Source organism: Streptosporangium sp. OZ121, from assembly GCF_051918885.1.
In the GTDB taxonomy this organism is placed as follows: Bacteria; Actinomycetota; Actinomycetes; order Streptosporangiales; family Streptosporangiaceae; genus Streptosporangium.
Genome location: NZ_JBPXMC010000024.1, coordinates 118,520 through 141,808, shown reverse-complemented (window position 1 = coordinate 141,808; position 23,289 = coordinate 118,520). Strand labels below are relative to the sequence as shown.

The 23,289-nt window shown below is 71.0% G+C and carries 19 protein-coding genes; 16 read left to right on the top strand and 3 right to left on the bottom strand.

The features are described 5' to 3' along the window. Positions 1–158 precede the first annotated feature (158 nt). From ACTOQ1_RS32405 to ACTOQ1_RS32390, 4 genes are all read left to right on the top strand, one after another. On the top strand, positions 159–944 hold the full coding sequence (locus tag ACTOQ1_RS32405) for a hydroxypyruvate isomerase family protein (protein WP_440071776.1): 786 nt from the start codon (positions 159–161) through the stop codon (positions 942–944). Positions 945–1,083: 139 nt separating this feature from the next. After that, positions 1,084–1,953 (top strand): 2-hydroxy-3-oxopropionate reductase, encoded by an 870-nt coding sequence (locus ACTOQ1_RS32400; RefSeq protein WP_440071774.1) that lies wholly within the window; start codon positions 1,084–1,086, stop codon positions 1,951–1,953. Then, on the top strand, positions 1,950–3,680 hold the full coding sequence (gcl, locus tag ACTOQ1_RS32395) for a glyoxylate carboligase (RefSeq protein ID WP_440071773.1): 1,731 nt from the start codon (positions 1,950–1,952) through the stop codon (positions 3,678–3,680). Before ACTOQ1_RS32400 ends, gcl begins: the two co-directional genes overlap by 4 nt. Positions 3,681–3,709: 29 nt before the next feature. Beyond that, positions 3,710–5,254 (top strand): aldehyde dehydrogenase family protein, encoded by a 1,545-nt coding sequence (locus ACTOQ1_RS32390; protein ID WP_440071772.1) that lies wholly within the window; start codon positions 3,710–3,712, stop codon positions 5,252–5,254. Between the two features lie 65 nt (positions 5,255–5,319). On the opposite strand, the gene ACTOQ1_RS32385 is transcribed toward ACTOQ1_RS32390, so the two are convergent. Continuing rightward, on the bottom strand, positions 5,320–5,709 hold the full coding sequence (locus ACTOQ1_RS32385; RefSeq protein ID WP_440071771.1) for a DUF6703 family protein: 390 nt from the start codon (positions 5,707–5,709) through the stop codon (positions 5,320–5,322). An 80-nt stretch (positions 5,710–5,789) separates the two neighbouring features. Here ACTOQ1_RS32385 and ACTOQ1_RS32380 point away from each other — a divergent pair, with 80 nt between their 5' ends. The 6 genes from ACTOQ1_RS32380 to ACTOQ1_RS32355 all read left to right on the top strand — a co-directional run bounded on the left by ACTOQ1_RS32380 (position 5,790) and on the right by ACTOQ1_RS32355 (position 11,041). Continuing rightward, a complete protein-coding gene (locus tag ACTOQ1_RS32380; RefSeq protein ID WP_344748919.1) occupies positions 5,790–6,068 on the top strand; it encodes an antibiotic biosynthesis monooxygenase family protein in 279 nt (92 codons plus the stop codon). A gap of 155 nt (positions 6,069–6,223) precedes the next feature. Next, the gene (locus ACTOQ1_RS32375) at positions 6,224–7,609 is read left to right on the top strand and encodes a glycine--tRNA ligase (protein WP_440071770.1); all 1,386 of its coding nucleotides are present in this window, start codon (positions 6,224–6,226) and stop codon (positions 7,607–7,609) included. A 327-nt stretch (positions 7,610–7,936) separates the two neighbouring features. Further along, positions 7,937–8,110, top strand: coding sequence for a hypothetical protein (locus ACTOQ1_RS32370; protein WP_440071769.1), 174 nt, complete (start codon positions 7,937–7,939; stop codon positions 8,108–8,110). 35 nt (positions 8,111–8,145) lie between these two features. After that, a complete protein-coding gene (locus tag ACTOQ1_RS32365) occupies positions 8,146–9,168 on the top strand; it encodes an AAA family ATPase (RefSeq protein ID WP_440071779.1) in 1,023 nt (340 codons plus the stop codon). After that, a complete protein-coding gene (locus ACTOQ1_RS32360) occupies positions 9,168–10,097 on the top strand; it encodes a DUF58 domain-containing protein (RefSeq protein WP_440071768.1) in 930 nt (309 codons plus the stop codon). The genes ACTOQ1_RS32365 and ACTOQ1_RS32360 overlap by 1 nt, the downstream gene beginning before the upstream one ends. Further along, positions 10,094–11,041, top strand: coding sequence for a VWA domain-containing protein (locus tag ACTOQ1_RS32355; RefSeq protein ID WP_440071767.1), 948 nt, complete (start codon positions 10,094–10,096; stop codon positions 11,039–11,041). Before ACTOQ1_RS32360 ends, ACTOQ1_RS32355 begins: the two co-directional genes overlap by 4 nt. A gap of 39 nt (positions 11,042–11,080) precedes the next feature. Here the strand turns inward: ACTOQ1_RS32355 and ACTOQ1_RS32350 are convergent, their stop codons facing one another. Next, positions 11,081–12,274 (bottom strand): RNA-guided endonuclease InsQ/TnpB family protein, encoded by a 1,194-nt coding sequence (locus tag ACTOQ1_RS32350; protein WP_440071766.1) that lies wholly within the window; start codon positions 12,272–12,274, stop codon positions 11,081–11,083. Positions 12,275–12,531: 257 nt separating this feature from the next. Between ACTOQ1_RS32350 and ACTOQ1_RS32345 the strand changes: the two genes are divergently transcribed. The 4 genes from ACTOQ1_RS32345 to ACTOQ1_RS32330 all read left to right on the top strand — a co-directional run bounded on the left by ACTOQ1_RS32345 (position 12,532) and on the right by ACTOQ1_RS32330 (position 18,800). Continuing rightward, positions 12,532–13,203, top strand: coding sequence for a response regulator transcription factor (locus tag ACTOQ1_RS32345; protein ID WP_362677182.1), 672 nt, complete (start codon positions 12,532–12,534; stop codon positions 13,201–13,203). Beyond that, positions 13,200–14,411 (top strand): sensor histidine kinase, encoded by a 1,212-nt coding sequence (locus ACTOQ1_RS32340; protein WP_440071765.1) that lies wholly within the window; start codon positions 13,200–13,202, stop codon positions 14,409–14,411. The genes ACTOQ1_RS32345 and ACTOQ1_RS32340 overlap by 4 nt, the downstream gene beginning before the upstream one ends. Positions 14,412–14,656: 245 nt before the next feature. Next, positions 14,657–17,299 (top strand): pyruvate, phosphate dikinase, encoded by a 2,643-nt coding sequence (gene ppdK, locus ACTOQ1_RS32335; RefSeq protein WP_440071764.1) that lies wholly within the window; start codon positions 14,657–14,659, stop codon positions 17,297–17,299. Between the two features lie 268 nt (positions 17,300–17,567). Then, complete coding sequence (locus tag ACTOQ1_RS32330) at positions 17,568–18,800, top strand: deoxyguanosinetriphosphate triphosphohydrolase (RefSeq protein WP_440071763.1); 1,233 nt, start codon at positions 17,568–17,570, stop codon at positions 18,798–18,800. A 93-nt stretch (positions 18,801–18,893) separates the two neighbouring features. On the opposite strand, the gene ACTOQ1_RS32325 is transcribed toward ACTOQ1_RS32330, so the two are convergent. Then, positions 18,894–19,748, bottom strand: coding sequence for a M23 family metallopeptidase (locus tag ACTOQ1_RS32325; protein WP_440071762.1), 855 nt, complete (start codon positions 19,746–19,748; stop codon positions 18,894–18,896). Positions 19,749–19,983: 235 nt separating this feature from the next. Between ACTOQ1_RS32325 and dnaG the strand changes: the two genes are divergently transcribed. Both dnaG and rpoD read left to right on the top strand, forming a co-directional pair. After that, on the top strand, positions 19,984–21,837 hold the full coding sequence (gene dnaG / locus ACTOQ1_RS32320) for a DNA primase (protein ID WP_440071761.1): 1,854 nt from the start codon (positions 19,984–19,986) through the stop codon (positions 21,835–21,837). 152 nt (positions 21,838–21,989) lie between these two features. Continuing rightward, the gene (gene rpoD, locus ACTOQ1_RS32315) at positions 21,990–23,126 is read left to right on the top strand and encodes an RNA polymerase sigma factor RpoD (protein ID WP_362677942.1); all 1,137 of its coding nucleotides are present in this window, start codon (positions 21,990–21,992) and stop codon (positions 23,124–23,126) included. Positions 23,127–23,289: the final 163 nt, after the last annotated feature.

The window sequence follows — 23,289 nt, the reverse complement described above, 5'->3', positions numbered from 1 at the left end:
CAGGCCAAGAAGGACGCCCTGGAGAAGGTCGGCGTCCGCGTCGGCAGGACCCCGAGCGAGACCGCCCGCCTGATGCGGTCGGCGCTGGCCGCGCTGGGCACGCCGGCGGTGCCGTCGGCGCCGCCCGTGAAGGTCTCCCTGGGAGCGGGGGAGGCGCCGTGAAGTTCGACGTCAACCTCTCCATCCTCTTCACCGAGCTGCCGCTGCTGGAGCGCCCCGCCGCGGCGGCCAAGGCGGGCTTCGACGCGGTCGAGCTCTGGTGGCCCTTCGCCGTCCCCTGCCCGGCCGACCGCGAGATCGACGCCCTGCGGCGGGCGATCGAGGAGGCCGGGGTGCGCCTGGTCGGCCTCAACTTCGACGCCGGGGACATGGCGGCGGGGGAGCGGGGCCTGCTGTCGCGGCCCGACGGCTCGGCCAGGTTCCAGGCCAACGTCGAGGTCGCGGCGGGCCTGGCCGGAGCGCTCGGCTGCCGGGTGCTCAACGCCCTCTACGGCAACAGCGTGGCGGGGCTGACCCCGCAGGCCCAGCGCGAGCTGGCGCTGTCCAACCTGTCCCTGGCGGCGAGGGCGGCGGCCGGGGTCGGCGCCACGGTCGTGGTCGAGGCGCTCAACTCCTACGAGAACCCCGACTACCCGATCACCTCCTCGGCCACGGCCTTCGAGGTGATCGACCAGGTGGACGCGGGCAACGTGGCCTTCCTCGCCGACCTCTACCACTTGCACCGGATGGGCGAGGACGTGCTCACCCTCATCGACACGAGCGTCCATCGGTTCGGCCACGTCCAGATCGCCGACGCCCCCGGCCGGGGGCAGCCGGGCTCCGGCGCCATGCCGTACGACCAGATCCTCGAGCGCCTGGAGACCTCGGGATACCGGGGCCACATCGGGCTCGAGTACCGCCCCACCGGCCCCAGCGCCGAGAGCTTCGGCTGGAGGGACGCTTGACCCCCCGCACGGGCCGCACGGGGCACACCACCGGATCGCGCGCGGTGACCGGCCGCGCCCGGCCCCGGGCCGAGGCCCAGGGTCTCCACCTTGGAGGTATTCGATGAACGCTGAGCGAGGGAGGAACGGTGAGCCGCTCATGAACATCGGATTCATCGGCCTGGGGATCATGGGCAGTCCGATGGCGGCGAACCTGGTCAGGGCCGGGCACACCGTCGTCGGCTACGACATGAGCGCCGAGCGGATGGACGCCCTCGCCGTGGCCGGCGGCAAGTCCGCGGGCAGCGTGGCGGAGGCCGTCGCGCAGGCGGAGGTCGTGATCACCATGCTGCCCGACTCGCCCCAGGTGGAGGAGGTGACCTTCGGCGACGACGGGCTGCTCCAGCAGGGCAGGCAGGGTCTGATCCACATCGACATGAGCACCGTGCGGCCCGAGACCTCCCGCAGGGTCGCGCAGGCCGCGGCCGTCAAGGGCATCAGGGCACTGGACGCCCCGGTGAGCGGCGGTGAGCGCGGCGCGGTCGACGGCACCCTCTCGATCATGGTCGGCGGCGCCGCCGCCGACTTCGCGGCCGTACGCCCGCTCCTGGCGGTCGTCGGCACGACGATCGTGCACGTGGGTCCCGCCGGGGCGGGGCAGACCGTGAAGGCCGCCAACCAGCTCGTCGTCGGGGGCATCTACGGCCTGGTCGCCGAGGCGATCATGCTGCTCGAAGCCTCGGGGGTCGACCCCGCGGGCGGGCTCGACGTCCTGGCCGGCGGGCTGGCGGGCTCCCGCATCCTCGACCTCAAACGGCACTCCATGATCAGGCGCGAGTTCGCGCCGGGGTTCCGGATCGACCTGCACCACAAGGACATGGGCATCGCCATCGCCGCGGCGCGGGAGGCGGGCGTCTCGCTCCCGCTCACCGGGCTGGTCGCCCAGCTCGTCGCCGCGGCCCGTGCCCAGGGGCACGGCTCCCTCGACCACTCCGCCCTGCTCAAGGTGATCGAAAGGATCAACCAGTGAAGCGGATCCCCTGCATGGAGGCCGTGGTGGCCGTCCTGGAGTCCGAAGGCGTCGACACCGTCTTCGGCATCCCGGGCGCGGCGATCCTCCCGCTCTACGCGGCGCTCCAGCACAGCGACATACGCAACGTCACCGTCCGCCACGAGGAGGGCGGCACGCACGCCGCCGACGGCTGGGCCCGGGTCACCGGCAACGTCGGCGTCTGCATCGGCACCTCGGGCCCGGCCGGCACCAACATGATCACCGGCCTCTACACCGCCCTCGCCGACTCCATTCCCATGATCTGCATCACCGGGCAGGCGGCGCGCGACAAGCTCCACCAGGAGGCGTTCCAGGCGGTCGACATCGTGGAGATCGCCAAGCCCGTCACCAAGTGGGCGGTCCAGCTGAAGGAGCCGGCCCAGGCCCCGTGGGTGTTCAGGGAGGCCTTCAGGATCGCCAGGTCCGGGCGGCCGGGCCCCGTCCTGATCGACCTGCCGATCGACGTGCAGCGCGGCACCTGCCTGTACGACGCGGAGATCGACACCCCGCTCCCCATCGATGTCCCGCAGCCCACGGCCCCGGCGGTCCGGGCGGCGATCGACATGCTCATGGGCGCCCGGCGGCCCCTCATCCTGGCCGGCGGCGGGGTGGTCATCGCCGACGCCGCCGCCGAGCTGCGCGCGCTCGCCGAGCACCTGCAGGTTCCCGTCCAGGTGACGCTGATGGGCAAGGGGGCCTTCCCCGAGGACCACCCCCTGTTCGCCGGCATGGCGGGCATCCAGACCCAGACGCGCTGGGGCAACGCGGCGCTGCTGGAGAGCGACCTGGTGCTGGCGGTGGGCGCCAGGTTCGGCGACCGGCACACCGGCGACCTCGACACCTACCGCCGGGGGCGCACGTTCATCCACGTCGACATCGAGCCCACCCAGATCGGCAAGGTCTTCGAGCCCGACCTGGGCGTGGTCGGCCACGCCCGGCCCACGCTGGCGGCCCTGGCGAAGGAGGCGCGCGGCCGTACCGAGGCCCGCCGTCCCGGACGGTGGCCCGCGCGGGTCACCGAGCTGCGCAGCACGCTGCTGCGGCGCGACGACTTCGACGACGTGCCGATCAAGCCGCCGAGGGTCTTCCGGGAGCTGAACGACTTCTACGGGCCCGACACGACGTTCGTCACCGCGATCGGCCTCTACCAGATCTGGTCGGGACAGTTCCAGAAGACCTACCTCCCGCGCCGATACCTCGTCTGCGGGCAGGCCGGGCCGCTGGGCTGGGAGGTGCCCGCCGCGATGGGCGTCAAGTGCGCCTACCCGGAGCGGCAGGTGGTGGCCGTGGCGGGCGACTACTCCTTCCAGTTCCTGATGGAGGAGATCGCGGTCGCCGCCCAGTACCGCATCCCGTTCGTCATCGTGATGATCAACAACGAGTATCTCGGGCTGATCCGCCAGGCCGAGATCCCCTACGACATGAACTACGCCGTCGACCTCCACTACGGCGAGGGCGGTGTCGACCACGTGAAGCTCATGGAGGCGTTCGGCTGCCCGGCCCGGCGCGTCGAGCTGCCCGGCGAGATCGGAGACGCGCTGGCCTGGGCGAGCGCGGAGTCGGACCGCCTGCAGCTCCCGGTGCTGGTCGAGGTCATGGTCGAGAGAGAGGCCAACGCGGCCATGGGCCCCGCACTCGACGCGATCAAGGAGTTCGAGCCGCTGCCCGAGCAGGAGCTCGCCCTGGCCATCGACTGGTCCGACTGAATCGACCGGTCCAACCGAGGAGACCACCCATGTCACTCATGCTCAAGCCGGGGTCGGCCTGGTCCGACGCCTACGACCGGTGCGTGGCGGCGGCGCCCCAGGCCTTCCACGACGACCGGGTGCTCAACCACTGGGGCGGCTTCTGGCAGCGCGACGGCCGCCCGGAGCCGGCCGCCTCACCGGTGGACGGCACCGCCATCGCCGGGCCGCCCCGCCTCGACAGGGCCACCGCCCTGCGCGCGGTACGGGCCGGTCTCGACGAGCACCGCCTCTGGCGCCACGTGCCGCTCGCCGAGCGCAAGGCCCGCGTCACGGCGGCGCTGGAGGCGATGACCGCCCATCGCGACCTGCTGACCCTGCTGCTGGTCTGGGAGATCGGCAAGCCGTGGAAGCTCGCCGCGGCCGACGTCGACCGGTGCATCGAGGGGGTGCACTGGTACGTCGGCGAGATCGACCGGATGGTCGCCGGCCGCGTCCCCCTGGCCGGCCCGGTCAGCAACATCGCCAGCTGGAACTACCCGATGAGCGTGCTGATGCACGCCATGCTCGTGCAGGCCCTCGCGGGCAACGCGGTCATCGCCAAGGCGCCCACCGACGGCGGGCTCGCCTGCCTCACCCTCGCGACCGCGCTCGCCGCCCAGGAGGGGCTGCCGTTCACCCTCGTCAGCGGGGGAGGCGCCGAGCTCTCCCCGGCGCTGGTGCGCGGCAAGGAACTGGGCTGCGTCTCCTTCGTCGGCGGGCGCGACGCGGGCGGGCAGGTGGCCACCTCGCTCGCCGACCTCGGCCACCGGCACGTCCTGGAGCAGGAGGGGCTCAACTGCTGGGGGGTGTGGGAGTACGGCAACTGGGAGCTGCTGACCGGGCAGATCCGCAAGAGCTTCGACTACGCCAAGCAGCGCTGCACGGCCTACCCGCGCTTCGTGGTGCAGCGCTCGCTGTTCCACGACTTCCTGGCCGCCTACCTGCCGGCGGTCCGGTCGGTGCGCTTCGGCCACCCGCTGGCCGTGCGGGGGCCCGACGACCCGCCGCCCGACCTCGACTTCGGCCCGCTGATCACCAACGCCAAGGTCAAGGAGCTCGCCGACCAGGTGGACGAGGCGGTGGCCAAGGGCGGGGTCCCCCTGTACCGGGGCTCCCTCGACGACGGGCTGTTCCTGCCCGGCCAGGACACCTCGGGCTACCTGGCGCCCGTCGCCATCCTCGGCCCGCCGCGCTCGTCCCCGCTCTTCCACGCCGAGCCCTTCGGGCCGGTCGACACCGTCGTGCTGGTCGACACCGAGGCCGAGTTGCTGGCCGCGATGAACGCCAGCAACGGCGCGCTGGTCGCCACGGTCTCCTGCGACGACGAGGAGACCGTCAGGCGGCTGGCCCCGGAGGTGCGGGCGTTCAAGGTGGGGATCAACGCGCCCCGCTCGCGCGGCGACCGGGAGGAGCTGTTCGGCGGGCTCGGCGCCTCCTGGCGGGGCGCCTTCGTCGGTGGCGAGCTGCTCGTCCGGGCCGTGACCCAGGGGCCGGAGACCGAACGCCTGCCGGGCAACTTCCCCGGCTACACCCTCCTGCCCGCGTCCCGCTGAAGGGCGGGGGGAGCCGAGGGGGTGTCGGAAAGCGCCGAAGAAAGCCGGGGGAGCCGAGGGAGGTGTCAGAAGGCGCCGAAACGGTCGGCGGCGAGCAGGATCAGGAAGGTGAGCAGCGCGACGCGCAGGAGACGCCCCCCGTTTCCCAGGGACGGCCACGACATGTAGGCGAGCCAGCCGACGAACCCGATCACCGGAAGCACGGCGACGCCGCCCCAGAAGGACGGCACCGCGAATCCGGCCAGCAGGAGGACCACCAGCGCCACCGGGGCGATCCACCGGGGGAGCTGGAACAGGAAGACGAGCGGGGCCGCGCTGCGCAGCTCGACCTTCCGCCGCAGCCCGGTCGCCCCCGGCGTGAAGAACTGCTCACCCGGGGGCAGCGGGCGCTTGCCCTGCCTGGGACGGGGCTGTGCCAGCGGGTGTGCGGGGCGTTCCTGACGCTTGTCGGCCACGGGTCGAGCCTAACGCCACCGCGCCCGCCACGACATGCCCGGAGCCGGGGACCGGGAGCGGGTTCTGTCATGCTGGGCGGATGCTTGCTCTCATCCGCTACTCGGTGCCGCCGGGCCAGACCGAGGAGTTCACGCTCCGGGCTCACGAGATCGTCGACACCCTGGCCGGACAGCCGGGCTACGTGCGCGGCCGGGTGTCGAGGTCGGTGGACGAGCCGGAGCTGTGGGCGTTGGTCAGCGAGTGGGAGGGCGCGGGGTTCTACCGCAGGGCTCTGGGCGCGGCGCGGATGGCGATGTATCCGCTGATGACCCTCATGATCAACGAACCGAGCGCGTTCGAGGACGTCGAGCGCCCCTGACGTCCCGCCCGTCGTCCCGCCGTCATCCCCTGGGAAGCTTTGCCCGGACGAGGCGGGCGGCATGGTTTATCCGCACGTCCCGGGGGTTCGTCTCCCCTAAGCTGGGAGCTCAATCAATTCCTCGCCGACCTCCAGCCGGATGGAGATTCTCCCTTATGGCACGCCGTACGGACATCATGGACACCATCGTCAGCCTCGCCAAGCGGCGCGGTCTTGTGTATCCCTCCAGCGAGATCTACGGCGGCCTGCGCGCGTCGTGGGACTACGGTCCACTGGGCGTGGAGCTCAAGAACAACGTGAAGCGGCAGTGGTGGAAGACCGTGGTGCAGGGGCGTGACGACGTGGTCGGCCTCGACTCCTCGGTGATCCTGGCTCGCGAGGTGTGGCAGGCCAGTGGCCACGTGGAGACCTTCACGGACCCGTTGACCGAGTGCCAGTCGTGTCACAAGCGCTACCGGGCCGACCACCTCGAAGAGGCCTACACCGAAAAACACGGAAAGCAGCCCGTCAACGGTCTGGCCGACATCACCTGCCCCAACTGCGGCACCAAGGGCGCCTTCACCGCGCCGAAGCAGTTCAGCGGCCTGCTGAAGACCTACCTCGGCGCGGTCGAGGACGAGTCGGGCCTCGCCTACCTGCGTCCCGAGACCGCCCAGGGCATCTTCATCAACTACCTCAACGTGCAGCAGTCGGCGCGCAGGAAGATCCCGTTCGGCATCGGCCAGATCGGCAAGTCGTTCCGCAACGAGATCACCCCGGGCAACTTCATCTTCCGCACCCGTGAGTTCGAGCAGATGGAGATGGAGTTCTTCGTCAAGCCGGGCAGCGACGAGGAGTGGCACCAGTACTGGATCGACGAGCGGTTCCGCTGGTACACCGACCTGGGCATCAACAAGGACAACCTGCGCATCTACGAGCACCCGAAGGAAAAGCTCTCCCACTATTCCAAGCGGACCGTCGACATCGAGTACCGCTTCAACTTCACCGGCACCGAGTGGGGCGAGCTCGAGGGCATCGCCAACCGCACCGACTTCGACCTGACCGCGCACGGCAAGGCCTCCGGCACCGACCTGAGCTTCTTCGAGCAGGACACCGGCGAGCGCTACGTCCCGTACGTGATCGAGCCGGCCGCCGGTGTCGACCGGGCCACGCTCACCTTCCTGATCGACGCCTACACCGAGGACGAGGCGCCCAACGCCAAGGGCGTCATGGAGAAGCGCACGGTCATGCGCCTCGACCACCGGCTCGCGCCGGTCAAGGTCGCGGTGCTCCCGCTGTCGCGCAACGCCGACCTGTCGCCCAAGGCCAAGGACCTGGCGGCCCAGCTCCGCCGCCGGTGGAACGTCGAGTTCGACGACGCGGGCGCGATCGGCCGCCGCTACCGCCGTCAGGACGAGATCGGCACGCCGTTCTGCATCACCGTCGACTTCGACACGCTCGACGACCAGGCGGTGACCATCCGCGAGCGCGACTCGATGGCCCAGGAGCGGGTGGCTCTCGACCAGGTCGACGCCTACCTCCGCCGGCACCTCAACGACTGAGGTCCGCCCCGCCCGACCGGTGACGGCCGGCGCCCCCCGCACCCGGGGGTCGCCGGCCGTCGCTGTTTTCCCGGCCCCGGCTCTCCTCCCGGTCCCACCGGCCCCGGTCTCTCCCGGCCCCGGCATCTCCCCACTCCGGCTCCCCACGGCTCCCCGCCACGGCTCTCCTCCGGTCACTCCGGCTCTCCGCCCAGCTCTGGCCCGGTGGCCACCGGGCCAGAGCTGGGCGGCTCAGGGCGAAAGACGAGATAAAAAGCAGGCTTACGGCGGTTTTCGGAGGCTTTTGATGACATCAGGGTGATCGTTCGTTCGACGAAGGGAAGAACGATGGCACGCGTATCACCTTGGAAGGCCGTTCCGGGGGTCGTGGCCCTCGGCGGGGTCGTCTTCCTGCTCACGGGAAGTGCGGCTCACGCCGATCCGCGACCCGCCCACGACGCGATCGAGCTGCGGCTGCTCGTCGACGACTGCCCGGCCTCGGCCTCCGCGATCGCCCCGTGAGCGAGTACACCGAGCGCGCCGAGCACACGGACCATGTGAGGGAGATCCCGTCCGGTACGGACGGCGGGGCGGAGAGGGCGCCGGAGAGCGCCGTGCTCGGGCGGGCGCTGTTCGAGGTGAAGCGGGTGATCGTCGGCCAGGACCGCATGGTTGAGCGCCTGCTCGTCGCGGTCCTCGCCCGGGGGCACTGCCTGCTCGAAGGGGTCCCCGGCATCGCCAAGACGCTGGCGGCCGAGACGCTCGCGGGTGTCGTGGGCGGCTCGTTCGCCCGGATCCAGTTCACTCCCGACCTGGTGCCCGCCGACATCGTCGGCACCCGCATCTACCGGCCGTCCACGGAGAGCTTCGACATCGAGTTGGGCCCGGTGATGGCCAACTTCGTGCTCGCCGACGAGATCAACAGGGCTCCGGCCAAGGTCCAGTCTGCGCTGCTGGAGGTGATGGCCGAGCGCCAGGTGAGCATCGGCGGGCGCACCCACCCGGTGCCCGCTCCGTTCCTGGTCCTGGCGACCCAGAACCCGATCGAGTCGGAGGGCGTCTACCACCTGCCCGAGGCCCAGCGGGACCGCTTCCTGATGAAGATCGACGTGGGGTACCCGAGCGAGTCGGAGGAACTCGCGATCCTCTACCGGATGAGCACCGGCCGGCCGGTCTCCCGGCGGGTGCTCGGCTCCCGGCGGCTGCTGGAGCTCCAGGCAGCCGTGGACGACGTCTTCGTCCACCACGCCGTCGCCGAGTACGCGGTCCGGCTGGTGTACGCGACCCGGGAGCCCGCGCGGTTCGGGCTGGCGGACGTCGCACCGCTGCTGGCCTTCGGCGCGAGTCCGCGGGCGACGCTCGGCCTGGTCGCCGCGGCCCGTGCGCTGGCGCTGCTGCGCGGGCGTGACTACGTGCTGCCCGAGGACGTCGCGGACCTGGCCGGTGACGTGATCGCGCACCGGCTGGTGCCGTCGTTCGACGCGCTGGCCGACGACGTCTCCCCCCGGCGGATCGTGGACCTGGTGGCCGCGGCGATCCCGATGCCCAGGATCGCCCCCGGCCAGGGAGAGGCGGCCTGATGCGGCACCTGTTGTCCGAGCGGGTGCTCCGGCGGCTGGAGCTGACCGTGGTCAGGCGTCTCGACGGGCTGTTGCAGGGCGACCACCAGGGGCTGACCCCCGGGCCCGGTGGCGAGCTCGCCGAGGCGAGGCCGTACACGCCGGGTGACGACGTGCGCCGGATGGACTGGAACGTCACCGCCCGCACGACGGAGCCGCACGTACGGGACATGATCGCCGACCGGGAGCTGGAGACCTGGGTGCTGCTCGACGCCAGCGCCAGCATGGACTTCGGCACCGCGCTGATGGAGAAGAGGGAACTCGCGCTCGCCGCCGTCGCGGCGGTCGGTTTCCTCACCGAGCGGACGGGCAACCGCGTCGGGGCGCACATCCTGCACGGCGGAGAGGTCCGGCGGTTCCCCGCCAGGAGCGGGCGCCCGCATCTCATGGCGCTGCTGAACGCCGTGTTCTCGCTGCCGCGTACCGAGCCGGGCGTCCCGGCGCCGCGCGTCGGCCCGGCCGCCGACGACCTGCGCCGCGTCGTGCGCCGCCGCGGGCTCGTGGTCGTCGTCTCGGACTTCCTCGATCCCCCGGAGAGCTGGGAGAGGCCGTTGCGTCATCTCGCGCTCCGTCACCAGCTCCTCGCGGTGGAGGTCGTCGACCCCAGGGAGCTGACCCTGCCCGACGTGGGGGTGCTCACCCTCGTCGACCCGGAGACCGGCCGCCGCAGGGAGGTCTCCACGGCCGGCGCCCGCCTCCGCGAACGCTACGCCGAGGCCGCCGCGGGCCAGCGGACGGCCGTCGCGACCGCCCTGCGCCGGTGCGGGGCCGCGCACCTGCGCCTGGACACCGACCGCGACTGGGTCCGCGACCTGGTCCGTCACGTCGTGCTCCAGCGCCGCCTGGCGCGGGCCCGTGGCGCGAAAGGCGCGAGAGGCGGTGTGGCGTGACGTTCCTGTCTCCGGTCTGGTTGTGGCTGCTGGTGCCCGCCCTGATGATCGCGGTTCTCTACGTGGTCATGTATCTGCGGCGCAGCCGGTACGCCCTGCGGTTCACCAACCTGGACCTGCTGGACAAGCTCGCGCCCAAGGGGCCCGGGTGGCGCAGGCACGTGCCCGCCGCGGCGTTCATGGGGATGCTGGTGCTCCTCGTCGTCGGGTTCGCGCGGCCGACGGCCGAGGTGCGGGTCCCGAGAGAGCGGGCGACGATCGTCGTGGCGTTCGACGTCTCCGCGTCGATGCAGGCCACGGACGTGGCGCCGAACCGGTTCGCGGCGGCGCGGGAGGCCGCGCGGCGGTTCGTCGGGGACCTGCCCTCCCGGTTCAACCTGGGCCTGGTCACGTTCTCGTCCTCGGCCTCGGTGAGCGTGCCGCCCACCGCCGACAGGGCGGCGGTGCTGTCCGCGATCGACCGGCTCACCACGGACGCCGGTACGGCCATCGGCGAGGCGGTGTTCTCGTCCCTGGACGCGATCGACGCCCTGGAGGGCGGCGAGGGCGGAGACCGGCCGCCCGCCCACATCGTGCTGATGTCCGACGGGTCGAGCACCATGGGCCGGACGCCGGAGCTGGCGGCGCGGGAGGCGGCCTCCCGGCGCGTGCCGGTCTCGACCATCGCGTACGGCACCTCCGACGGCACGATCCAGCTGGGAGGCAGGGAGACGCGGGTGCCGGTGGACGGCCCGGCGCTGCGCGAGCTGGCGGAGAGCACCGGCGGAGGGTTCTACGAGGCGGCCTCCGGCGGCGAGCTGCGGGCGGTCTACGACGACATCGGCAGCTCGGTGGGCTACCGGACCGAGCGGCAGGAGATCTGGCCGTGGTTCGTGGGGGTGGCCCTGCTCGGCGCGGTCGTGGCGGCCGGGACCTCCCTGTTCTGGTTCTCGAGGATCCTTTGACATCCTCCCCCGTCCGAAGGCGGGGGATTCCAACGGCACCTACTCCACGAAGAGGAGGTCACGTTGAGGCTCGCGGTTCACCGGCCTGCCCAACGGCAAGCCTCCCCGCGCGGCCACCGCGTGCCCCGCGGCGGTATCTCGGATGTTTCTCGCCGCGTTGACGTCGGCGTTGACCCGATGCCCGCAGGCCACGCACCGGAAGAGCGCTTGGCTCTCGCGACTCTCCCCGGCACGGTGCCCACAGGCGTTGCAGGTCTGCGACGTGAAACACGGATCGATCTTCTGAACCCGGCCCGGAGCCTTGTGCTCCAGCCGGGTCACGAGCCGACCCCATCCGGCGGCGAGGATGCCCCGGTTCAGGCCCGCCTTCTGCCGGACGTTACGACCCGGCACCTCGATCGTGCCGCGAGCGGAACGGGTCATCGCGGAGACCTTCAACTCCTCGACCGCGATCACCTCGAAACGGCGCGCCAGATCGGTGCTGGTCTTCTCCACCCAGTCCTTACGCCGATCGGCCTCACGAGCCCTCAGGCGAGCGACGGCGAGCTTCACCTTCGTGCGCCGGTTCGACCCGCGCCTGGCCCTGGCGAGCTTTCGCTGCAGCCTGAGCAGCCGTTTCCTCTCGGTGTCGCGCAGGGCGGGCACGCTCAGCAGCTCACCCGTGGACAGTGCCGCCGACACGGCCACGCCTCGGTCCACCCCGACGATCCCACCCGCATCCGGTGCGGGAATCGGCTCGGGAATCGCGGCGAACGCCAGATGCCAACGCCCCGCCGCATCCCGGGTGACCCGGTAGGACCTCGCCTCGGTGACGGGGCGCGACCAGCGAAACCGCACCCACCCCACCTTCGGGATCTTCACCTCGCCCACGTTACGCGACACCCGCCGCACATCACCGGGTGTGACCGCGACGATCCGAAAGCCCTCACCGCGTCCCCGGCTGCGCCATGTCGGCTTGCGGTGAGTTCTACCGAAAAAGTTCGCCATCGCCTGCGCGAAGTCCTTGAGCGCCTGCTGCTGAACGATCACCGATCCGGCGCCCAACCACGCGAACGTGGCCCGCGCCTCGGTGAGCTGACGGCACTGCTCGGCGAACCCGGGCGCCGACCCCCGGCCCGGCCTCCAATGAGCGTGCTGCTCTACCGCGAGATTCCATACAAACCGGGCATGCCCGCAATGCTCCAGCAACGCCCGCTCCTGAGCGGGCGAGGGCTGAAGCCGAAACCGCGACACGCCGACCAACCTACCGACACCCCCCGACAAAACCGGGAGACCACCATGCCCGACCGTTCCACGATTCCTCTCCGCCCCTGAAGGAGGGGGCATCCACACTGCAAGGTTTCGGTGAACGGAGGCGCACGGGCCATCCGGGAGTGATCGGAGAAATGAACGGAAGCGGAGGGAAGGGAATGCGAGAGATGCGAGGGAAGAGAAGCGCGGTATGGCGGTGGCATCCGCGTTTCCGGCCGCGCACGACCTAGGTTCGTACCATGCGACTGCTCGTTGTCGAAGATGAGGAAGACCTGGTCGACGCCCTGCGCGTGGGGCTCGTCCGGGCCGGATACGCGGTCGACGTCGCCTACGACGTGGCCCAGGCGCGGGAGAAGCTCCAGGTCAACTCCTACGACCTGGTCCTTCTCGACCTCAACCTGCCCGGAGGGGACGGCTTCGAGGTCTGCCGGGCGTTGCGCGGGACCGACCAGGGCCAGGCCGTGCGGATCATCATGGTGACCGCGCGGGACCGGCTGGACGACCGGGTCAGGGGGCTGGACGAGGGCGCCGACGACTACCTGGTCAAACCGTTCGCCTTCCCCGAGCTCCTGGCCCGGGTCCGCGCGCTGCTCCGCAGGGAGCCGGGCGGCGGCACCGCGATTCTGCAGGTGGGGGCGCTGCGGCTGGACACCTCCCGGGTGGAGGCCCACTCGACCGGGCGCGAGCTGGGGCTGACCCCCAAGGAGTTCGGTGTCCTGCACTACCTGATGACCCGTCCCGGGCACGTCGTCTCCGCCGAGGAGCTCCTGGAGCACGTCTGGGACGAGCACACCGACCCGTTCACCAACACCGTGCGGGTGACGGTGGGAAACCTGCGGCGCAAGCTCGGCGCCGACGCCGTGATCGAGACCGTGGTCAGCAAGGGCTACCGGCTGCGGGAGGACGTATGAGGTTCTCCTTCGTGCAGACGATCCGCTTCCGGCTGACCGTGCTCTACTCCAGTCTGCTGTTCCTGCTCTCCGCGCTGGTCATCGGCCTGCTGTACGTCGCGGTGGCCAGGAGCGCCGAGGAGCGGCCCTACACCGTCCAGCAGGCCAAGCTCTACAGCGTCGACACCGAGCGCTACGTCGGCAAGGCCCCCGTCGTCGAACTCGCCGAGGTCGAGAACGCGGTCAACCTGCTCACCCTGCGAACCTTGCGCGACTACTCGTTCCTGACCCTGGGCGGGCTGTTCCTGGCGAGCTTCGGCATCGGCTGGGTCCTCTCGGGCCGGGTGCTGCGTCCGGTGCGCTCGATCACCAGGGCCGCCGCCGAGATCCAGGGTACCGACCTGTCGCGGCGGATCCTGCTCACCGGCCCGAAGGACGAGCTGCGCGACCTCGCCGACACCGTCGACACCATGCTCGGCCGCCTGGAGGGAGCCTTCCTGGCGCAGCGGCGGCTGATCGACGACGCCTCCCACGAGCTGCGCAGCCCGCTGGCCATCATCCGGGCCAACGTCGACGCGGTCCTCGCCTCGCCCGACAGCACCGAGGAGGAGCGGATGCGCGCGGTGGCCATCGTGGACCGGGCCACCACCCGGATGACCCGCCTGGTCGAGGACCTGCTGGCGACCGCGCGCCGGTCCGCGCCCGCGCTGGCCGACGCCGAGGTGGACGTGGGGACGCTGGCCGCCGAGGCGGCCGAGGAGTTCACCGCGCTCGCGGCCGGGCGCGGGCTGTCGATCCGCAGGGCGCTGCCCGCCGGGCTGCGCGGGGTGGGGGACCACGACGCGCTGCGCCGGGCCGTGGGCAACCTGCTCTCCAACGCGGTGCGGCTCGCGCCCGGCGGGAGCGAGGTCGTCGTGGCGGCGGGCCGTACCGGGGACTGGATCTGGGTGGCGGTGCGCGACGCCGGGCCCGGGGTGCCCGAGGACGACCACGCGCGGGTGTTCGACCGGTTCTGGCGCGGCCAGGCCAGCCGCCGCGACCGGCACAGCGGGCTGGGCCTGGCGATCGTCCGCCAGATCGTGGAGTCGCACGGCGGGCACGTGCGCCTGTTCTCCCGGCTGGGAGAGGGAAGCGTGTTCGTGCTGTGGCTGCCGTCCGGCGAGGGCCCGGCGGAAGGGGAGGTTCCCGACCTGAACCCTCTCGCCGGAGCCGGTCTGGCGGGTCGCTGAACCGGTCGTGAACGGGTTTGAATGGGCGGGGAATTGGTTTATACCAATTGGTGTAAACCAATTTCTGAGGTGATCGATATCCTCGCGTATTTGATCTGGATTTGAATTGGATTAGACCGGTTTGCCTGCTTTGAGCTGCGATGATGCTGTTCCGTGTGATGGGTGCCGTTTCATCGTCTTGTTCGTCGGTAGAGTCCGGAGAGAGGCGGAACCAGACGCCGATTGAAGTCGCAGAAGGAGCAACCGTGCCGAAGTACGTTTACGACTTCACCGAGGGCAACAAAGATCTCAAGGACCTGCTCGGTGGTAAGGGAGCGAACCTCGCCGAGATGACCAACCTCGGGCTGCCGGTGCCCCCCGGCTTCACCATCACCACCGAGGCGTGCCGGAGCTTCCTCGCCGACGGAGTCCTTCCCGAGGGGATGCAGGAGGAGGTCTCCGAGCACCTGTCCGCCCTGGAGGCCGCGATGGGCCGCCGGCTGGGCCAGGCAGACGACCCGCTCCTGGTGAGCGTGCGCTCCGGAGCCGCGTTCTCCATGCCCGGCATGATGGAGACCGTCCTCAACATCGGGCTCAACGACGACTCGGTCCACGGGCTGGCCAAGCAGGCGGGCGGCAACGAGCGCTTCGCCTGGGACTCCTACCGGCGCCTCATCCAGATGTTCGGCAAGACCGTCCAGGACATCGACGGCGAGCTCTTCGACAACGCCCTGGAGGAGCTCAAGGACGGCCGCGACGACCTGGAGCTGGAGGCGGCCGACTTCAGGAGCCTGGTCGCGACGTACAAGGAGATCGTGCGCGCCAGAACCGGCGAGGACTTCCCCGCCGACCCGTACCGGCAGATGCGCATGGCGGTGGAGGCCGTGTTCGCGTCGTGGAACGCCCCGCGCGCGGTCCTGTACCGCCGCCAGGAGCGCATCCCGGCCGACCTGGGCACGGCGGTCAGCGTCTGCTCGATGGTCTTCGGCAACTGCGGCATGGACTCCGGAACCGGGGTGGCCTTCACCCGCGACCCCGGCACCGGCCAGCAGGGCGTGTACGGCGACTACCTGCAGAACGCCCAGGGCGAGGACGTGGTCGCGGGCATCCGCAACACCATGCGGCTGCAGGAGCTGGAGGGCATCGACAAGCCCGTCTACGACGAGCTCATGCGGACCATGAAGACGCTGGAGGACCACTACCGCGACCTGTGCGACATCGAGTTCACGGTCGAGCGCGGCAAGCTCTGGATGCTCCAGACCCGGGTGGGCAAGCGGACCCCGGGCGCCGCGTTCCGCATCGCCGTGCAGCTCGTCGACCAGGGCGTGATCGACCTCGACGAGGCCGTGACCAGGGTGACCGGCGACCAGCTCGCCCAGCTCATGTTCCCCAGGTTCGCCGAGGACGCCGGGAGCAAGGTGATCGCCAGGGGGATGAACGCCTCGCCTGGCGCGGCCGTCGGCAAGGCCGTCTTCTCCACGCCCAGGGCCGTCGAGCTCGCCGAAAGCGGAGAGGCCGTCATCCTGGTCCGCCGCGAGACCAACCCCGACGACCTGGCAGGAATGATCGCCGCCCAGGGCGTGCTGACGAGCCGCGGGGGCAAGACCTCGCACGCCGCCGTGGTCGCCAGGGGCATGGGCAAGACCTGTGTCTGCGGCGCCGAGGAACTGGAGGTCTCCGCCGCGGACCGCGCGTTCACCACGGCCTCCGGCCTCGTGGTCTCCGAGGGCGACGTCATCTCCATCGACGGCACCAGCGGAGCCGTCCACCTCGGCGAGGTGCCCGTGGTCCCCTCCCCGGTCGTGGAGTACTTCGAGGGCTCGGGCGACCGGGACGACGAGCTCGTCCGCGCCGTGCACCGGATCATGTCCCACGCCGACGGGGTACGCCGGATGGCCGTGCGCGCCAACGCCGACACCGCCGAGGACTCCGCCAGGGCGCGCAGGTTCGGCGCCCAGGGCATCGGGCTCTGCCGCACCGAGCACATGTTCCTCGGCGACCGTCGCGGCCTGGTCGAGGACCTGGTGCTGGCCACCTCCGCCGAGGAGCGCGAGCGGGCGCTGGCCGCGCTGGAGCCGCTGCAGCGGGCGGACTTCACGAAGATCTTCCAGGCGATGGAGGGCATGCCCGTCACGATCCGCCTGATCGACCCGCCGCTGCACGAGTTCCTGCCCGACTACACCGAACTGTCGGTGCGGGTCGCCCTCGCCGGTGACGCGGCGGAGGAGAAGGACCGCAAGCTCCTGGTCGCGCTCAAGCGGCTCCACGAGGAGAACCCGATGCTGGGCCTGCGCGGCGTCCGGCTCGGCCTGGTCATCCCCGGCGTGTTCGCCATGCAGGTCCGGGCGATCGCGGCGGCGGCCAAGGCGGTGCCCGGCAGCCGTCCGGAGATCATGATTCCGCTGGTGGCCGCCGTCCAGGAGCTGGAGCACGTCAAGGACGAGGCGCGGCGGATCCTGGAGGAGACCGGTGTCGACGCGCTGATCGGCACGATGATCGAGGTGCCCCGCGCGGCGCTGACCGCCGGGCAGATCGCCGAGGCCGCCCAGTTCTTCTCCTTCGGCACCAACGACCTGACCCAGATGACCTGGGGCTTCTCCAGGGACGACGTCGAGGCCGCCTTCTTCGCCAAGTATCTGGAGCTCGGGGTCTTCGGCGTCTCCCCGTTCGAGACCCTGGACCGCGACGGCGTCGGCAGGCTCGTCGAGATCGCCGTCGAGCAGGGCCGCGCGACCCGTCCCGACCTGAAGCTGGGCATCTGCGGCGAGCACGGCGGCGACCCGGACTCGATCCACTTCTGTCACCAGGCCGGTCTCGACTACGTGTCCTGCTCGCCGTTCCGCATCCCGGTCGCCCGGCTGGAGGCCGCCCGCGCCACCCTGGTGTGCGGCGGTTCCGACACCCGCTGACCCCCGCCTGCTTCGCGGGGCGCTCCGGCACCACCGGAGACGACGCCCCGCGGAGCCGGTCCCCGCGGCCCGCCCCACCCTCACCGGGGCGGCCGCGGGCCCGGTACGCGCCACGCCCGCGCGGTCGCGCTCGTGGCGGGCCTCCCCTGACGGACCGTCCTGATGGGCCGCTCGTACGGGTGGGGAACGGCGGCACGTGCCCGGTAACCAGGTGTTTTCTCGTCGTTCGGCATGGCCGGGCCCTTTCGCGGATAAAATCAGTGCACTTATGCATGGCTATGACGAACACGATCAGGCCAGGTGGGTGCCGGAACCGCCCGGCAACCCCGGCCGAAGCCCGTTCGAGCGCGATCGGGCACGGGTGCTGCACAGCGCCGGGCTCCGCAGGCTCGCCGCCAAGACCCAGGTCGTCGGCCCGGGGGAGACCTTCGGCAGTGGCCAGCACATCCCCCGCACCCGTCTGACCCACTCCCTGGAGTGCGCGCAGATCGGCCGCGAGATGGGGGAGACCCTCGGCCGCAACCCCGACCTGGTGGAGACCGCCTGCCTGGCCCACGACCTCGGCCACCCGCCGTTCGGCCACAACGGGGAGACGGCGCTCAACGAGCTCGCCGCCGGGTGCGGAGGCTTCGAGGGCAACGCGCAGAGCCTGCGCCTGCTGACCCGGCTGGAGGCCAAGGTCGTCACCGAGGACGGCCGCAGTGCCGGGCTCAACCTCACCCGCGCCTCCCTGGACGCCGCCGTCAAATACCCGTGGACCCGCGAGAGAGGCGCCAAGTACTGCGTCTACGACGACGACACGACGGTCTTCGAGTGGATCAGGGAGGGCGCGCCGGAGGGACAGGTCAGCTTCGAGGCCCAGATCATGGACTGGGCCGACGACGTCGCCTACTCCGTGCACGACCTGGAGGACGCCCTGCACTCCGGCGGCGTGGTCCTGGAGGCGATGCGCGATCCCGCCGAGCGCCGCGACGTCTGCGCGACCACCCGCGAGTGGTACGCCCCCGACGCCGAGCCCGGCGAGCTGGAGGACCTCTTCGGACGCCTGATCACCCAGCCGCTCTGGCCCCGCCACTTCGACCGCTCACTCGCCGACCTCGCCGCGATCAAGGGGCTGACCAGCTCGCTCATCGGCCACTTCTGCAAGTCCGCGGAGGTCGCCACCCGCGAGGCGTACGGACCGGCGGCCGGCCGCTACAGCGCCGACCTGATCGTGCCCAGGGCCACCCGGCTGGAGTGCGCGCTGCTCAAGGGGGTCACGGCCCACTACGTGATGGCGAGCGACGCGCACAACGCCAACCAGGCCAGGCAGCGCGAGCTGATCCACGACCTGGCCCACCACATCATGCTGGGCGCCCCGGGCACCCTGGAGCCCGCGTTCAGGCCCGCCTTCGTCAGGGCCGGCGGCGACGCCGGCCGGCTCCGCGTGGTCGTCGACCAGATCGCCTCGCTCACCGACACCTCCGCCGTCGCCTGGCACCGCGCCCTGGCGGCCCGCTGACGGGCCGTGTCACGTTCCCGGCGCCTCCGCCCGCGGGGCCCGGTGTTTTGTTCCCGGGTGGCGTCGTGGACGAGCCCGCCGCGGGCCGCCGTGTCACGTTCCCGAGGCCGGCGCGCTGGTGCCGCCCAGCGGGATCTGCTCCGGCTCCGGCGGCTTCGGCTTCCTGGTGGGCTTCTTCGTCGGCTGCGGTTTCGACGCGCACAGGGTGAAGCACCGGGGAGCCGCGCCGGTCTGGTTCATCACGGCCTGCATCTCCTCCCTCGGGGAGAGCGTGGGGTTGCCCTTCAGCCAGGCGTCCAGGTAGTTCCAGGGCTTGACCATGCCCCGGCGCACCCACCACAGCGAGGGGGAGGTCTTCCAGGAGATCGCGAAGTAGAGGTTGCTTGCGGTCGAGCGGGCGTTGCCCGAGTTGCCGACCTGGCCCAGGACCTGACCGGCGCTGACGCGCAGTCCCGGCCTGATCCCCAGGGCGACCTTGTCCAGGTGACCGCCGAGGTAGCGCACGCCGTCGTCGCCGACGACCGTGACGAACCGGCCCTCCCGGTCGGCGCCGCGGTCGGTGGAGGGCTTCCACCGGTTCTTGGTGTTGACCTCGTCGACCACGCCGTTCACCGGCGAGACGAACGAGCAGCCCTTGCCGGCCCAGATCGTGGTCTTGGGCAGCACCAGGAGCCTGCTCTCGTAGGTGACCGAGCAGCCCTTCACCGGGAAGACGTAGGTGTGCTTGGAGACCTTCGGCGGCGGGACCCGGACCGGCGGGTCGGCCTTGGGACGGTCGACCGCGGTCCGGGGGGCCGGGGTCGGGGTCGCCTCGGGCAGGGTCGCGGTGACCGACGAGGCCGGTGACCCGGCCGCGGACTCCGTCCCGGGGGTCGGAACCGCCGTGCCGATGCCCGCCACGCCGCCGGGCGACGCGCAGGCTCCGGTGACGAGTACCGCGCCGGTCACAGCGGCCAATCGTGCTATATGCCCCGATCGCATGATCTCCACCCGCGTACATTATCGAGAATCCGCCTTTACCTTTGTAACCGACGTCCTGGTTGGTCACGACCACTTCGGGAAAGTCATCGTTCCTCCTGTCCCTCCCGTCCCGGCAGTAGCGTCCCGGCCTGCCGGAAGATCGCGGCGAGGGCGGGCGCACTCGTCGCCCCGACCTGTCGGGGGGCCGGACTAGACTCGCGGCGTGGCAGGCCGGATCAGTGATGAGGACATCGCGCTCGTACGGGAGCGCTCACCGATCGCCGACATCGTGGGCGAGCACATCCAGCTCCGCAACGCGGGCGGCGGCAACCTGAAAGGGCTCTGCCCCTTCCATGAGGAGAAGAGCCCGTCCTTCAACGTGACCCCCACCCGGGGTTACTGGTACTGCTTCGGCTGCGCCGAGGGAGGTGACGTCATCACCTTCGTCCGGCGCCTGGAGCACCTGTCGTTCGGCGAGGCGGTCGAGCGGCTGGCCAACCGGGCCGGCGTCCAGCTCCGCTACGAGCAGGGCGGCTACGTCCCCGGGCGCGAGCAGGGCGAGCGCATCCGCCTGATCGAGGCCCACCGGGCCGCGGCGGAGTTCTACGTCTCGAAACTGTCCGCCCCCGACGCCGCGATCGGGCGCAGATTCCTGTCGGAGCGCGGGTTCGAGCGGGTCGACGCCGAGCGCTTCGGCGTCGGATACGCCCCGGCCGAGTGGGAGGCCCTCTCGCGGCACCTGATGGCGCGGGGCTTCACCACCGCGGAGCTGATCAAGGGCGGGCTGGCCAAGGAGGGACGGCGCGGCCCCATCGACCGCTTCAGGGGACGGCTGGTCTGGCCCATCCGCGACATAACCGGCGACGTCATCGGGTTCGGCGCACGGAAATTGAACGATGCCGAAGACGGGCCGAAATACCTGAACACCCCGGAAAGCCCGCTCTACAAGAAGAGCGAGGTCCTCTACGGCGTCGACCTGGCCAAGCGCGAGATCTCCAAGCGCTCCCAGGCCGTGATCGTCGAGGGCTACACCGACGTGATGGCCTGCCACCTGTCGGGCGTGCCGACGGCGGTGGCCACCTGCGGCACCGCGTTCGGCGAGGAGCACATCAAGGTGCTCCGGCGGCTGCTGCTCGACCAGTCGGGGTCGCACGGCGAGGTGATCTTCACCTTCGACGGCGACGCGGCGGGCCAGAAGGCGGCCCTGCGAGCCTTCGCCGACGAGCAGAAGTTCGTCACCCAGACCTTCGTCGCCGTGCAGGCCGACGGCCTCGACCCGTGCGACCTGCGCATCAGGCACGGCGAGGCGGCCGTGCGCGACCTGATCGCCGGGCGGGAGCCGCTGTTCGCGTTCGCCATCCGCAGCGTGATCTCCCGCTACGACGCGAGCACCAACGAGGGGCGGCTCTCCGCCCTCGACGCCGCCGCCCCGATCGTGGCCGGAATCAAGGACACGTCCCTGCGCCGGCTGTACGCCGTCGACCTCGACCGGTGGCTGGGCTTCAACAACGAGCGGTTCGTCCTCGACCGGATCACCGAGGTCTCCGCGGCGGCCCAGCCGCGCGCCCAGCAGCGCCCCGCGGGGCCCCGAAAGGTCGCCGACCTCACCGATCCCGGCGTACGGACCGAGGCGGAGGTGCTGCGGCTGGCCGTGCAGCGTCCCGCGCTGCTCGGCCCTGGCTTCGAGGCGCTGGGAGCGGAGGCGTTCACGCTTCCCGAGCACGCGGCCCTCTACCGGCTGATCGTCGGCTCGGGCGGCACCGCCGCGGCGGGGCAGGGCGGGCGCGAGTGGGTCGACCTGCTGCTCGGCGGGGCCGAGGACTCCCTGCGCGGGGTCGTCACCCGGTTCGCCGTGGAGGAGCTGCGCGCCGACCTGGCGAGCGAGGAGCGCTACGCCTCGGCCATGCTGGCGGCCCTGGAGCTCGTCTCGGTCTCGCGGGCCATCGAGCGGCTCAAGTCGAGGATGGAGCGGACGAACCCGGTCGACGAGCAGCAGGAGTACAACCGGCTGTTCGGAGAGCTGGTCGCGCTGGAACAGCAGCGGCGGGTGCTCAGGGAGCGTGCCGCCGGGAGCTGACGGCGTAATTGGCATTAATATCCGCGGGATGATTCCACCAAACCCGAATAAGGTCTCGATCCGATAATGATCGCGGCCTTACCTCCGGTGACAAAAATAGGTCTGCCATTTAGGGGACCCAATACAGCAGACTGTCTCCCGTGGGTGCATCGGTGCTGCCAAGTGGGCCGCCATCGGTAGACCAGGTGGCCGACCTCGTTACGAAGGGAAGGGAGCGCGGAAGCGTCACGGTCGATGACGTGGCCGCCGCTCTCGACAAGTCCGAGCTGCCGTCCGACGCGCTCGAACGCGTCGTCCGCATGCTCGCCGAGCACGGAGTGGAGGTCCTCGAGCCCCAGGGCGACGAGGAACCCGTCCGGCCCGATGAGGAGGATGTCGGGAAAAGGGCCCCGACCAGCGATCTCGTCCGCATCTACCTGCGGGAGATCGGTCGCGTGCCCCTGCTCACGGCCGAGGAGGAGGTGGAGCTCGCCAAGTCCATCGAGGCGGGCCTGTTCGCCGAGGACAAGCTGACCAGCGTCGTCTCGCGTCTGGTCTTCCCGGAGTTCAAGGAGCTCGCCTGGCAGGGCACGCGGGCCAAGCAGCGGCTGATCGAGGCCAATCTGCGGCTGGTCGTGTCAATCGCCAAAAGATATGTGGGACGCGGGATGCTGTTCCTGGATCTCATCCAGGAGGGCAACCTCGGCCTCATCCGGGCGGTCGAGAAATTCGACTACACCAAGGGCTACAAGTTCTCCACATATGCCACCTGGTGGATTCGCCAGGCGATCACCAGGGCCATCGCGGACCAGGCGCGCACCATTCGGATTCCGGTGCACATGGTCGAGACGATCAACAAGCTGGTACGGGTCCAGCGCCAGCTCCACCAGGACCTCGGCCGCGAGCCCGCGCCCGAGGAGATCGCGATGGAGATGGACCTGCCGATCGACCGGGTGATCGAGATCCAGCGGATCGCCCAGGAGCCGGTCTCCCTCCAGTCGCCGATCGGTGAGGAGGACTCCGACCTCGGAGACTTCATCGAGGACGCGGACGCGGTGGTGCCGATGGAGGCGGCCGCCTTCATCATGCTGCAGGACCAGCTCGACGACATCCTCGCGACCCTCTCCGATCGCGAGCAGCGCATCATCCAGCTGCGCTTCGGGCTCGCGGACGGGCATCCCCGGACCCTGGAGGAGGTCGGCAGGGAGTTCGGCGTGACGCGCGAGCGCATCCGGCAGATCGAGTCGAAGACCCTCGCCAAGCTCAGGCACCCGACGAGGGCGCAGATGCTTCGCGACTACCTCGACTGAGGAGCCATACGGCGCGGGCCCCGGGGACCTCCGTCCCCGGGGCCCGCGCCGTTGCGCGGGGCTTGTTGTGATCGTCGTGGGACCTCCGTTCCCGGGGCCCGCGCCGTTGCGCGGGGCCGTGCCACGCCCCTCTTCGGCGCATTCGAGGCAGGCCGGGCTGTTC

What these genes read in the sequence shown, in the direction of transcription:
- ACTOQ1_RS32375 (WP_440071770.1), top strand. Translation starts at nt 6,224, where the DNA reads ATGGCACGCCGTACGGACATCATGGACACCATCGTCAGCCTCGCCAAG.
- ACTOQ1_RS32370 (WP_440071769.1), top strand. Translation starts at nt 7,937, where the DNA reads ATGGCACGCGTATCACCTTGGAAGGCCGTTCCGGGGGTCGTGGCCCTC.
- ACTOQ1_RS32340 (WP_440071765.1), top strand. Translation starts at nt 13,200, where the DNA reads ATGAGGTTCTCCTTCGTGCAGACGATCCGCTTCCGGCTGACCGTGCTC.
- ACTOQ1_RS32380 (WP_344748919.1), top strand. Translation starts at nt 5,790, where the DNA reads ATGCTTGCTCTCATCCGCTACTCGGTGCCGCCGGGCCAGACCGAGGAG.
- ACTOQ1_RS32400 (WP_440071774.1), top strand. Translation starts at nt 1,084, where the DNA reads ATGAACATCGGATTCATCGGCCTGGGGATCATGGGCAGTCCGATGGCG.
- ACTOQ1_RS32360 (WP_440071768.1), top strand. Translation starts at nt 9,168, where the DNA reads ATGCGGCACCTGTTGTCCGAGCGGGTGCTCCGGCGGCTGGAGCTGACC.
- ACTOQ1_RS32330 (WP_440071763.1), top strand. Translation starts at nt 17,568, where the DNA reads ATGCATGGCTATGACGAACACGATCAGGCCAGGTGGGTGCCGGAACCG.
- ACTOQ1_RS32345 (WP_362677182.1), top strand. Translation starts at nt 12,532, where the DNA reads ATGCGACTGCTCGTTGTCGAAGATGAGGAAGACCTGGTCGACGCCCTG.
- ACTOQ1_RS32390 (WP_440071772.1), top strand. Translation starts at nt 3,710, where the DNA reads ATGTCACTCATGCTCAAGCCGGGGTCGGCCTGGTCCGACGCCTACGAC.